Raw genomic sequence first — 12,778 nt, 5'->3', positions numbered from 1 at the left:
CGAGCAGGCTATTATACCTGCTTTCCTATCATTTGATTGACTACTTTTCTATTTTTATTAAGCTATTCAGTTATTATATCAATTGCTAACCATAAATTTACGATATTCTTCATAGGCATAGTGGTCTGTCATACCGCTAATATAGTCTTGAATCAAACGAGCTCGATAATAAAACTCAAGGATAGATTTATCTGCTTCATTCGTTGCAGAAATTTTCTCAAGTGCTTCCGTGTAAGATAAGCGATGCTTATTAGATAATTTATGGAATAACCTCGTTTCAATGAAAAAATGCTTGTGGTAATTTTTGTCCACGAGGTCAGCAAAATCGCTTCTATCCATCATCAGTAGTGGACTATAAAAATCTAATAATCCACTGATAATTCGATAGCCTTGTAGTTCTAACTCTTCAACTTCATGGTGGTTAAATACATGTTTAAAAGCCACTGTTTTCAGTACTTTTAATAGCCTATGCTCTGGACTTTTATCTTCTAACAAAGCACTGTTAAAAGTGCCGTTATAAATTTCGGGTAGATTCTTAATGAATTGTTGTGCGCTATAATGAGACAATTTTCCTGTGATATTTACGCGCAAATACATAAAGAATTGATCTTGCTGAATACGCCTTGTGTGGTTGTCACTGATATTATTGAAAGCTCGCATAATGGTTTGATCGAATAAATCATTTTGTTCAATATCTCCCCACTCTGCTTTTAAATACTCAATCAACTGCTCAACAGTAAAAATGCCTTTTTCCGCAGCGTCATCCAAATCAGCAATGCAATATGAAATATCATCAGCCGCTTCCATAATATAGGACAGCGGGAAACGGCAATATTTTTCCATATCGAGCTTTTTGGTTAGCTCACTGACAAAGTCCACCTCTGACCAATAATAGCCTGGTTTTTTCATCAAATAATCAAACTCAGGGGGAATTGGCTCCAAATCATAAGCTCCACGCGTATATTTTAAGATAGAGCCAACTTGCGCATAAGTTAAGTTTAGTTTGAGTAAGCGATGCGCCATACGTAACCCTTGCGCATTACCTTCAAATGAGCATAAATCCTGTTTTAATTGACGGCGGAATAAATCTTGCTTTTCATTTCCAGTTAACTGTAATGCAGGTATTTTGCATGGATCAGGGGAATTCGGAGTAAATAAGTAACTAGGCGATAGTAATTTAGTAAACCACCGTTGAATTGCTGCCTCACCAAAATGCCCAAATGGTGGATTGCCAATATCATGCATTAAGCAGGCCATTTCGACTAAGCTCTCAAAAGCATCACACCGTTCATCTAGCCCATAAGGTTCAAGCAATTTTTTCTTTTTTAGTTCGCCTAAAACCGTTTTACTGATGTAACGGCCAACCTGCTGTACTTCTAGTGAGTGAGTTAAGCGACTGCGAACTGCTGCATTTTGCTCTAAGGGAAAAACTTGCGTTTTTTGTTGCAAACGGCGAATGGCAGCTGAATTAATGATCCTCCCGCGGTCACTTTCGAATAAGCGATTAACCGCATCTTCATCTTTAGGTGAAATTTTTTGGTTTTTCGCACTGCTTATGTAGTTGCGCTGAAAATTTAACTTCTTAACAAAATTAATCTCACCCACTCTGCCACCCTCCCTATCTCGATTAATGCTTCATTATATAGCCTAAATATAGGAAAAAAACTTCACGACTCACCTTTCAATGTTACACTTCGTGCATCTTTGTAATTTCGTTGTCTAAATCCGAGTTGTTGCAATTAAAATTGCGAACCCACTCGAAGAATACAGCAATAACACAATAAAACATTATCGTCCCTAGTCAAAATATTGACACTAATAGTGCAAATTGAGCAGGGAAAAGGAGACAAAATGAAAGTTGGAATAATTGGCGCCATGGAACAAGAAGTGGCGATTTTGCGCTCGCAAATTGAAAACTGCCAAACTATTAACCGCGCTGGCTGTGAGATTTATACAGGTCAAATTAATGGCGTTGACGTTGCGTTATTGAAATCAGGTATTGGTAAAGTCGCTGCCGCAATCGGCACAACATTGTTACTGGAGCATTGCCAACCAGATGTCGTGATTAACACAGGCTCCGCCGGTGGGCTAGACCCTCGTTTAAATGTTGGTGATATCGTGGTTTCTACTGAAGTTCGTTACCATGATGCTGATGTGACAGCATTCGGTTATGAACCTGGCCAAATGGCACAGTGCCCACCCGCTTTCGTCGCGGATACTAAACTGATTGAAGTTGCTGAGCAGTGCATTCAGCTATTGGATATGAACGCTGTTCGTGGTTTAGTTTGTAGCGGCGATGCTTTTATTAATGGTGCTGAACCACTGGCTCGCATCAAAGCGATGTTCCCGCAAGTTGCGGCAGTAGAAATGGAAGCCACCGCGATTGGCCAAGTGTGTCACCAATTTGGTACCCCGTTTGTCGTTGTCCGTGCCATTTCAGATGTGGCTGATAAGGAATCCCACACAAGCTTCGATGAATTCTTACCCGTTGCTGCCCGTCAATCGTCATTAATGATCACTGCAATTTTATCCAAACTCGCTTAATAATTCTCATAAAAAGTATAACTAATTGTTAGTTATACTTTTTTAATGTCACGATGAATTTTGTTATGAAAAGAATAACGCATTATTTCTCTCTTACTATTACCTTATTATGTGGTTTATTGGTGGCTTTTTCGGCACTAGGAGCGGCAAAGCAACGCGTTATCAGCTTATCACCAGCCAATACTGAGCTTGCTTATTCAGCAGGGCTTGGGGATAGCTTAATTGCGGTCAGTGCTTACTCCGATTACCCAGAACAAGCTAAAAAACTAGAGCAAGTCTCTGATTGGCAAGGCTTAAATGTAGAACGTATTATCGCACTAAAACCTGATTTAATCCTCGCATGGCGAGGAGGCAACCCCCAACGCCCTCTTGATCAGCTTGCGAATCTCGGCATTCCAATTATTTATTTTGACCCTCAAACCATTGATGATGTCATTAATTCAGTCACTGAGTTGGCACAATACAGTCCAAACCCAGAGCTTGCACAACAAAATGTGGGAATAATGCGCGCTAAGCTAGCGCCTTATCAAAATACAAAAATTTCTAATAACAAACCTAAGAGAGTGTTCATTCAGCTCGGCTCTCAACCTCTATTTAGCGCTGGTAACCATACGCTGCAAAATGATGTCGTCGAGTTTTGTGGGAGTGAAAATATTTTTGCTAATAGCTCAGTTCAATGGCCACAAGTCAGTCGTGAGCAGGTACTCACTCGCAAACCAGATGTAATAATCATGACGGGCTCAGCAGAACAGGAAAAAGCAGTGAAAGAATTTTGGCACTCCCAGCTCAATATCCCAATAATCCGATTAAATGAAGATTGGTTTCACCGAGCAGGCCCAAGGATTGTGAACGCAACCGAACAACTGTGTGAGCAGTTAAATTCATTATCTAATTAAGAATTAAGAATTAAGAATTAAGAATTAAGAAAATTTTCTAAATAGTTCGAGTTGTGGCAAGGCGGCAAATGAAGGTATCTCGGGGAGCATACATAAGTATGTGACCCGAGTAGCTGAATGAAGCCAACACAGCTACAGGTTGAAGAAGAACTCAATAATTCTCTAAATCATTCGGCCTGTAACAAGGCGGCAAATGAGCTAGAACCTAGGAGCATACAAAAGTATGTGACTAGGTCTAGTGAATGCAGCCAATACAGCTACAGGTTGAAGGATGACGAGAATTAGACGCTGAAGGACGAACCACACCCACAAGTAGACTTAGCATTCGGATTAGTCACAATAAAACGCGAACCTTCCAAACCTTCGGTATAATCAACACTTCCACCGACTAAATATTGTAAACTCATTGGGTCTACGACAAGAGCAACACCTTGCTTTTCAATTGTCATATCGCCTTCGTTGATTTGGTCATCAAATGTGAAACCATATTGGAAACCGCTGCATCCGCCACCAGTGATATAAACACGCAGACGCAGATTTGGGTTGTCCTCATCAGAGACTAGATCTTTAACTTTAATTGCTGCCGCATCAGTAAATTGCAAAGGCAGAGCTGCATCATCACTCATTTTTTACTCCAAACCGGTGACCGGTAAATTCATGCGTAGGCTAAAACCTACTCAGATCAATTAACCTAATTATCCGCCACTTGACTAAATGGTTCAAGTGTTGTTAAGCAATTAGACACATTGTGCATATCTTCGTATCAATATTTGGTTTAATTGGTGTGGTGCTTTAGAATGAGGGCAATTTTTTCTTAGCCTCTTTCTGGAGCCCTGCGATGTCACAATCTGAAAAACTTTACGCACAAGCAAAAGAACAAATCCCTGGTGGTGTAAACTCCCCTGTTCGTGCTTTTAATGGTGTTGGTGGAACCCCATTATTTATTGAAAAAGCGGATGGCGCTTATATTTATGACGTTGACGGTAAAGCCTATGTGGATTACGTTGGCTCATGGGGACCGATGGTATTAGGCCATAACCATCCTGAGATCCGTGATGCCGTGATCAAAGCTGTCCATAAAGGGTTAAGTTTTGGTGCACCGACTGCCGCCGAAGTTGAAATGGCTGAATTAGTTTGTGAGTTAGTCCCCTCTATGGATATGGTACGCATGGTGAATTCAGGTACTGAGGCGACCATGAGTGCAATTCGTCTGGCTCGTGGTTACACAGGCCGCGACAAAATCATCAAATTTGAAGGCTGTTATCATGGCCATGCAGACTGTTTATTAGTCAAAGCTGGTTCTGGGGCGCTTACGATGGGTGAACCAAACTCTCCAGGCGTCCCCGAAGATTTTGTAAAACACACATTAACTTGTACCTATAATGACCTAGCTTCAGTTCGCCAAGCATTTGAAAATTATCCAGAAGACATTGCCTGTGTGATTGTTGAACCTGTTGCTGGAAATATGAATTGCGTACCACCAACGGCTGAGTTCTTACCGGGTTTACGTGCATTATGTGATGAATTCAATGCCGTACTCATCATTGATGAAGTCATGACAGGCTTTCGCGTCGCACTAGGTGGAGCACAAGATTACTATGATGTTCAACCTGATTTAACCTGTTTAGGTAAAATCATCGGTGGTGGTATGCCTGTAGGTGCCTTTGGTGGCCGCCTTGAAATTATGGAAAAACTAGCCCCAATTGGGCCTGTTTACCAAGCGGGAACCTTATCTGGTAATCCTGTCGCGATGGCTGCTGGTCTTGCTTGTTTAAAAGAAGTCTCTCAACCGGGTGTGCACTCACGTTTAAATGAATTAACAGAAAAGTTAGCTCGTGGTTTAAAACGTGTTTCCCAAGAGCAAGGTATCCCGATGGTTATCAATCACGTCGGTGGTATGTTTGGTATTTTCTTCACCGACGCACCAACAGTGACTTGCTACCAAGATGTGATGAAGTGCGACGTTGAACGCTTTAAGAAATTTTTCCACTACATGTTAGAGCAAGGCATTTACCTCGCACCTTCTGCATTTGAAGCGGGTTTTATGTCTATCGCCCACAGTGATGAAGATATTGAGAAAACTATCAAAGCGGCTGAAACAGCGCTAATGAAGATCAAAACGAATTAATTCACATTGAAATTACGGAGGTGAAATGTTACCTACTTTCACCTCTATTCTTTTACATCGGTAGAGAAAGATTGGATAGCCACCAGTTGCAGCCTTACACCACAATTTTCTAACTCATTAATTCTCTAAATAATTCAGCCTATAGCTAGGCGGTCAGCGAGCTAGAGCCTAGGAGCATACAATAGTATGTGACTAGGTCTAGTGAGTGCAACCAACAACGCTACAGGTTGAAGTATGACGAGAATTTAGGGATTAATTCTCTAATTCTCTAGCTCATTAATTCTCTAAATAATTCAGCCTGTAGCTAGGCGGTCAGCGAGCTAGAGCCTAGGAGCATACAATAGTATGTGACTAGGTCTAGTGAGTGCAACCAACAACGCTACAGGTTGAAGTATGACGAGAATTTAGGGATTAATTCTCTAATTCTCTAGCTCATTAATTCTCTAAATAATTCAGCCTGTAGCTAGGCGGTCAGCGAGCTAGAGCCTAGGAGCATACAATAGTATGTGACTAGGTCTAGTGAGTGCAACCAACAACGCTACAGGTTGAAGTATGACGAGAATTTAGGGATTATTGCCAAACATATCCTTAACCCAATCCGGTGCATCATCTTGCTGCTCGCCATTATTACCATTGAGATCCCAAATTGGCGCTTCGTTTTCAGACGCTTGGCATAACCCTTCTGGGTTATCCGTCCAAATCGGCAACATTCTACCGCCGCCGAAGTTTGAGCAACTTAATTGGCCGTCAGCTGTGACTTGCATATCAACAATGCCCTCTGGTGCACGGTTGATAAGAGCTAATGGCGCTTGGTTCTCTAAGTAGCGTTGGTACACTTTCAGTGCGCCTGTCGCCCCTGTTAATTGTGTTGGGCCGTTATTATCACGGCCAACCCACACGATCGCTACTTCTTTGCCATCAATACCTGCATACCAGCTATCGCGTAGATCGTTAGTTGTCCCTGTTTTACCGGCTAAATTATACTTAGCATATTTGGTCAATAAAACTCTGCCCGTACCTTGTTTAACCACTTGCTGCATACCATACAATGTGAGGTATGCAGCTTGGGAAGGTACTGCTCGCTCAGCTGATGGGTAGCTTTGGTAAATTTCATTGCCATCTCCATCAATAACAGAACGCAATGCCGATAATTTCGCACGATTACCGTTACCACCAATGGTTTGATAAACTTGAGCAACTTCCGCTGGTGTTAGGTTAATTGCACCTAATAGCATCGCAGGAACTTTTTCCATAGCAGCCGCGGGAGCTCCTAAGCGTACAAACGTATTAAACACTTGGTCTAAACCAACCTCTAGCCCTAAGTTTACCGTTGGGATATTTTGTGATTTTGCCAAAGCGTCAACTAACATCATACGGCCGTTGAAATTACGGCTGTAGTTTCTTGGGCTCCAGTTTTGGTTTCCGACTTTTACTGTTAGTGGCTCATCTTTTAACCATGTATTTAAACGAAAACGGTCCGGTTCACTTAGTGCAGCGAGGTATACCGGAGGTTTTGCCAGAGAACCAATGTTACGCCGTGCATTTAACGCACGGTTAAACCCTGAATATTGGGGTTGAGAGCCACCAACCATCGCGCGTACTTCGCCATTAATGCGGTCAACTACCACCATTGCCCCTTCTATGTCATCTAATTTACGAGATTTACGCAAATCAGCGACACCATTTTCAACTGCATTTTCAGCCGCAGTTTGAGCCACTGGGTCTAGAGTGGTAAAAATTTTCGCACCAGAGAGTTCTTTAACTTTATCACCCAATTTTTCATTGAGTTCTAAACGAACCATTTGCATAAAGGCAGGTTGAGAAGCCACCAGCCCTTCTTTGTTTTTCACACCGAGAGGCCTTGCGCTTAGCACTTGATACATTTCTTGGTCAATCACGCCACGCGTTTCCAAGATTTTCAGCACAATGTTTCGACGTTTAATCGCATTTTGTGGCTTAGTCCAAGGATTATACGTTGATGCCCCTTGTACCATACCGACTAATAACGCCTGTTGGTCAAAGCTTAACTCATTGATTGGTCTACCGAAATAATACAGGCTCGCTAACGGGAAACCACGAATTTCGTCATTACCATTTTGGCCTAAAAAGACTTCGTTTAAATACAGCTCTAAAATACGCTCTTTGCTGTAATTGTAGTCCAGTAAAACCGCCATATAGGCTTCATTGGCTTTACGCTTTAATGTCCGTTCATTGGTCAAAAACAGATTTTTGACTAACTGTTGGGTTAAAGTACTTCCCCCTTGAACGGAGCGCCCTGCACTTAAGTTAGCAACAACAGCACGGCCAATAGAGTATAAACTGACGCCATCGTGCTCATAAAAGTTGCGATCTTCGGTTTCTAGTAAGATTTTAACTAGAGACTCAGGAAAATCAGATATCGGTAAAACTAACCGTTGCTCATTATTCGCCGACTGCATCATCGTGATCAGTTTCGGGTCTAAACGGAAAAAGCCAAATGAGCGACCGTTTTCCATGTTTTCAATCTTGCTCAACGCGTTATTTTCAAACACCATGCGCGCAAGGATTTGCCCTTCTTTTTGATCAGGGAAATTAAACGGCCTACGTAAGATTTCGATGCTATTACCACGCACCACAAATTCGCCCGATGTCGTTATCTTACTCACCTTACGGTATTGCATACCTTCAAGTAGGCGAACCATTTCTGCCTGGCTGTAGTCCATCCCCGGCTCAAGGTTGACCATTCGGCCGTATACTGCGGCGGGTAAATCCCAAACCTTACCATCGAGGCGTTCTTTAATTTGTTGATTTAAATAAAAACCATATGCCGCAAGTAAAACAGCAAACACGATCATCAGTTTGACTAGTAGCCAAAACCAACGCCATTTACTTTTTACCTTTCGAGGTTTGTTATTTTTTGAGCCTTTTTTAGCCATTTGCTCTTCTTCATCTTCATCATCGAGATATTGTTCGTCAATATCATCATCTTCGAATAAATCTTCATCGTCATAGTCATCGCGGTCTCTACGGCGGCGGCGGGATGAAGACTGTTTTTTCCCAGCAGTTTTTTTGTTACGTCTGCCGATTGGTTCAAAATCTTTACCTGACATGGTCACTCCATATCACATTACAAAATAACTTAATAACGCACTAGTAATGTCAGTTTAGTGGTTAATTTTGGCCTAGAACCCCAGAGATTTCACCAAAGAAAGCTCTTAATTACATTTCCTTACTCAGTCGGCTCATTGATAGAGCCAATGAGGAAACCCGCTATTAGAGCATAAAAATAGATTATTTCGCACCCATCATCGCTTTTTTTGTTTGTCTCGTTGGCGCAGTATTTACAGGGTCATCTGGCCATAAATGTTTTGGATAGCGCCCTTTCATCTCTTTTTGTATCTCTTTATAGCTGCCTTGCCAAAATGCACCAAGGTCTTGCGTGATCTGTAACGGCCGCATGGCAGGAGACAACAGAGAAACTGTTACGGTTATTTTTCCTTGTGCAACAGTCGGGTTCGCTTTTTCCCCGTACATTTCTTGCATACGAATCGCTATGACTGGTGGTTTATCTAATGCGTAGTGAATACTTACATCATGTGAAGATGGCGCTCGATAGGTTACCGGAAACATGCGTTCTAACCACTGTTGCTGCTGCCAATCTAATCGATTAACCAATAAGGAGGCTAAATCAATCTGCTGTAATTTTTGTTTATTTGTTATGCCATCAAGATAAGGCTCTAGCCATTCATCCAGTGAATCCAATAATGCCGCTTCATCAAAATCAGGCAAATTAATATCAGGAAAATACTGCTTAGCTAACGTGCAGCGGATACACAGTTGTAGAGCATTTTCCTGCCAGTTTAATTGCTGCAAGCCATTTTGCTTCAACCAATAAACTAACGCATAACGAATTTCAGTGTTATCAGGGTTGCTTAAACGTTCTGATTTCACCACTAATTGACCGCATTGCAAGCGTTTCCAAGCTAATAATGTCCCTTTTTGTTCATCCCATTCGACCGTTTCTTGTTTGTTAAACAGCGATGGGCAATCTGCTTGTAGTCTGTCAATATCTACAGGGTAAGCCAAGGAAATACGGGCATCTGCCATATTTTCGGGTTGCCATAAAGCCACGACGATTAACCATGGAGAACCGGATAATCTATCCGATTCATTCAATATCGCCCCTAAACCATTCGCCAGTTGATAGCGTTGTTGGTTATCTCGAGATTTCGCTATGTAGTCGGGAAACGCTGTGGCCAGCAACGTTGGTAACCACTCACTAATGAGTGCATCTTGCTTACCAATGATACTCGATACTCTTTGTTCACAAAGCACTGATGCTCTCTTACACCCCCCCTCTGTTGGCCTTTCTATGCAATAGCGAAGATCCGCATCTTGTTGACGAGGTGGTTCCTCGATAATCGCCACCAACAGTGCAGCTAATTGGATAACAGACTGATTTTGGCTTTGTTGTGCTTTACATAACATTGCCGCTGTTCGTACTGAACTGCCTAACTCCGCCATCTGCTGCCCAAAAGGCGTTAACTTGTTTGCTGCATCAATAGCACCTAATTTGCCAAGTAAATTTTTTGCCGCTGATATTGCCGGTTTAGGGGGTAAAGTCAGCCAGTTCAGCTGTGCGGCATCGTGACAACCCCATTGTAATAAAGATAACCATAAGCTGCTCAAGTCACTTTGTGCAATTTCGGCCTCGCTAAATTGTGCCGCACGCTCAGCCTGCTCTTCACTGAATAAGTGCCAGCAAACACCTTCTTCCAAACGGCCTGCTCGGCCTGCACGTTGTGCCATCGACGCTTGGCTAATTCGCTGTTTAACTAGTTTTGTTAGTCCTGTTCGTGGATTGAATTGCCCTACGCGTTCAAAACCACTGTCTATCACAAGGCGGATCCCTTCAATCGTCAAGCTGGTTTCTGCAATATTGGTGGCTAATACGACCTTTCGCACTCCTTCTGGTGCTAGCTGAATCGCCTGTTGCTGGGCTTGTAGGGATAATGCACCGTATAAAGGACATAAAAGTATGTCCTCACTAACCATCAAAGCGAGCTCTGCTCTTACTTTCTCGATTTCCCCCATACCTGGAAGAAATAATAATAAAGCCCCATGTTCTTGCTGCAATAACTGCCAAGCCGCCAATGCGACTTCTTTATGAAAGAGTTTATTTGGGTTAATAGGATGATATTCACGTATTACGGGGAATGTACGCCCTTGTGACGTGATAACCGGAGCATCAGGAAACAACTGAGACAGCCCTTGATTATCCAATGTCGCAGACATCAATAGAATACGTAAATCTTCACGTAAGGCTTGCTGTGAATCAATTAGCAAAGCGAGACCAAGGTCTGCCTGTAAATTTCGCTCATGGAACTCATCTAAAATGACTAAACCAACCCCTTCAAGCATGGGATCATTTTGCAGTAAGCGAGTGAGTACGCCTTCGGTAACCACTTCAAGACGCGTGTGGCGACTAACTTTAGTTTCAGAGCGCATGCGTAAACCAATAGTATGACCAACTTCTTCACCGAGTTGCTGTGCAAGGCGAGCAGCCACTGAGCGCGCTGCTAAGCGACGAGGCTCTAACATGATAACCCGCCCGTTAATAACCCCACTCTTTAATATTTCTAACGGTAAACCTGTTGATTTACCAGCACCTGTCGGTGCATGAAGCAAAACTTGAGGAGAAGAGGTTAATGCGGTAAGTATGTCCTCACAAACTTCAAATATCGGTAACACTGGGGTTATCACTCCATGTATTTAACTTTTACTGTTAGACATTGTAGCATTAGCCTCTTTTGCCAGTAAGCATATTACCGACAACGATAGCGGAGACCCCATGGAATTTGAACCCGCCTTACAACCAGCTACTTTAATTAAGCGTTACAAGCGCTTTTTGGCTGATGTCACTTTACCGAGCGGTGAAGAAATTACCATTCACTGTGCAAATACAGGCGCTATGACAGGTTGTGCTACCCCTGGTGATACCATTTGGTATTCGACTTCCAATAATACAAAACGCAAATACCCGTATAGTTGGGAGTTAACCCAAACCGCAGACGGCCATTTTATTTGCATTAATACCCTTCGTGCGAACCAATTAGTTGCACAAGCATTAACCGAAAAACACATTCCAGAATTATCTGAATATAGTGTAATAAAACCTGAAGTTAAATATGGCACAGAAAATAGTCGAATCGATTTTTTTCTAACGCAAAATGGATTGCCAGATTGCTTTATCGAAGTAAAATCAGTAACTTTACTCGAAAATAATCAAGGATTCTTTCCTGATGCAGTGACACTTAGAGGCCAAAAGCATTTAAGAGAGCTCATGCATATTGCGAAAGAAGGAAAAAGAGCCATACTATTGTTTGTTGCTTTGCACACAGGTATTCACGTAGCATCAGCAGCGGCTCATATTGATAAGCAATATGCGCAATTATTAGAGGCAGCGAGACAAAGTGGTGTTGAAGTGCTTTGTTATCAAGCTGATATAACTGTTCAACAAATGGTGTTAAGTAAGCAGATTCACTTTAACTCTATTAAATAAAGTTTTTTTAACCGATTTTTATACGAGGCCGCAGAGTTCTGGGCGCTAAAAAGGGAATAAACACGCTCGCCCTCACAGCATTACAAAACTCATTGCAGGAACGATTGCCAAGAGAGCAGTCTTCTGCTATTTATAGCGACCTTAATTTTTCCCCCTTGGGGTTTTTGTAAAATTTGCGTGTGTAGGAGAAGCATTATGCAAGAAGGGCAAAAACGTAAGACATCGTCCTTAAGCATTCTCGCCATTGCTGGGGTTGAACCCTATCATGAAAAAGCTGGCGAAGAGTACATGAACGAGGCCCAGTTGGCGCATTTTAAGCTCATTCTCGAAGCATGGCGCAATCAACTCAGAGATGAAGTGGACCGGACTGTTACTCATATGCAAGATGAGGCAGCTAACTTTCCAGACCCCGTTGATAGAGCCGCTCAGGAAGAAGAATTCAGCCTTGAATTACGTAACCGGGACCGTGAACGTAAACTGATTAAGAAAATCGAAAAAACGCTGAAAAAAGTTGAAGATGACGACTTTGGCTATTGTGAATCATGTGGTGTAGAAATTGGTATCCGTCGTTTGGAAGCCCGTCCTACCGCTGATTTATGTATCGACTGTAAAACATTAGCAGAAATTCGCGAAAAGCAAATGGCAGGCTAGTGTCTATATGGAGTCCTG

9 protein-coding genes are annotated in these 12,778 nt (G+C 42.3%); 5 read left to right on the top strand and 4 right to left on the bottom strand.

All coding sequences use genetic code 11. The features are described 5' to 3' along the window. Positions 1–78 precede the first annotated feature (78 nt). Complete coding sequence (gene dgt / locus FVA69_RS05315) at positions 79–1,605, bottom strand: dGTPase (RefSeq protein WP_164528504.1); 1,527 nt, start codon at positions 1,603–1,605, stop codon at positions 79–81. A 246-nt stretch (positions 1,606–1,851) separates the two neighbouring features. Between dgt and mtnN the strand changes: the two genes are divergently transcribed. Both mtnN and btuF read left to right on the top strand, forming a co-directional pair. After that, complete coding sequence (gene mtnN / locus FVA69_RS05310) at positions 1,852–2,544, top strand: 5'-methylthioadenosine/S-adenosylhomocysteine nucleosidase (protein WP_115166792.1); 693 nt, start codon at positions 1,852–1,854, stop codon at positions 2,542–2,544. A gap of 65 nt (positions 2,545–2,609) precedes the next feature. Then, complete coding sequence (gene btuF / locus FVA69_RS05305; protein WP_164528503.1) at positions 2,610–3,440, top strand: vitamin B12 ABC transporter substrate-binding protein BtuF; 831 nt, start codon at positions 2,610–2,612, stop codon at positions 3,438–3,440. Positions 3,441–3,721: 281 nt separating this feature from the next. Here btuF and erpA read toward each other — a convergent pair whose 3' ends face one another. Further along, the gene (gene erpA / locus FVA69_RS05300; RefSeq protein ID WP_004260480.1) at positions 3,722–4,066 is read right to left on the bottom strand and encodes an iron-sulfur cluster insertion protein ErpA; all 345 of its coding nucleotides are present in this window, start codon (positions 4,064–4,066) and stop codon (positions 3,722–3,724) included. Positions 4,067–4,278: 212 nt separating this feature from the next. On the opposite strand from erpA, the gene hemL reads away from it, so the two are divergent. Then, positions 4,279–5,568, top strand: coding sequence for a glutamate-1-semialdehyde 2,1-aminomutase (hemL, locus tag FVA69_RS05295; RefSeq protein ID WP_164528502.1), 1,290 nt, complete (start codon positions 4,279–4,281; stop codon positions 5,566–5,568). Between the two features lie 563 nt (positions 5,569–6,131). Here the strand turns inward: hemL and mrcB are convergent. Next, the gene (gene mrcB, locus FVA69_RS05290; RefSeq protein ID WP_164528501.1) at positions 6,132–8,657 is read right to left on the bottom strand and encodes a bifunctional glycosyl transferase/transpeptidase; all 2,526 of its coding nucleotides are present in this window, start codon (positions 8,655–8,657) and stop codon (positions 6,132–6,134) included. Positions 8,658–8,838: 181 nt separating this feature from the next. Next, a complete protein-coding gene (gene hrpB / locus FVA69_RS05285; RefSeq protein WP_164528500.1) occupies positions 8,839–11,298 on the bottom strand; it encodes an ATP-dependent helicase HrpB in 2,460 nt (819 codons plus the stop codon). A gap of 100 nt (positions 11,299–11,398) precedes the next feature. On the opposite strand from hrpB, the gene sfsA reads away from it, so the two are divergent. Both sfsA and dksA read left to right on the top strand, forming a co-directional pair. Next, positions 11,399–12,109, top strand: a complete 711-nt coding sequence (sfsA, locus tag FVA69_RS05280; RefSeq protein WP_004913698.1) for a DNA/RNA nuclease SfsA — start codon at positions 11,399–11,401, stop codon at positions 12,107–12,109. A gap of 195 nt (positions 12,110–12,304) precedes the next feature. Further along, positions 12,305–12,760: an RNA polymerase-binding protein DksA gene (gene dksA / locus FVA69_RS05275; RefSeq protein WP_004260494.1), complete on the top strand. Its 456-nt coding sequence runs from the start codon at positions 12,305–12,307 to the stop codon at positions 12,758–12,760. Positions 12,761–12,778: the final 18 nt, after the last annotated feature.

This window comes from Providencia sp. PROV004, assembly GCF_011045615.1.
Taxonomy (GTDB): domain Bacteria; phylum Pseudomonadota; class Gammaproteobacteria; order Enterobacterales; family Enterobacteriaceae; genus Providencia; species Providencia rettgeri.
The sequence above is the reverse complement of the archived record's forward strand: the minus strand, read 5'-3'. Positions and strand labels throughout refer to the sequence as shown.

Excerpts from the sequence above, each read along its gene's own strand:
- erpA (WP_004260480.1), bottom strand. The coding sequence starts at position 4,066 with ATGAGTGATGATGCAGCTCTGCCTTTGCAATTTACTGATGCGGCAGCA.
- sfsA (WP_004913698.1), top strand. The coding sequence starts at position 11,399 with ATGGAATTTGAACCCGCCTTACAACCAGCTACTTTAATTAAGCGTTAC.
- mtnN (WP_115166792.1), top strand. The coding sequence starts at position 1,852 with ATGAAAGTTGGAATAATTGGCGCCATGGAACAAGAAGTGGCGATTTTG.
- btuF (WP_164528503.1), top strand. The coding sequence starts at position 2,610 with ATGAAAAGAATAACGCATTATTTCTCTCTTACTATTACCTTATTATGT.
- hemL (WP_164528502.1), top strand. The coding sequence starts at position 4,279 with ATGTCACAATCTGAAAAACTTTACGCACAAGCAAAAGAACAAATCCCT.
- dksA (WP_004260494.1), top strand. The coding sequence starts at position 12,305 with ATGCAAGAAGGGCAAAAACGTAAGACATCGTCCTTAAGCATTCTCGCC.
- mrcB (WP_164528501.1), bottom strand. The coding sequence starts at position 8,657 with ATGTCAGGTAAAGATTTTGAACCAATCGGCAGACGTAACAAAAAAACT.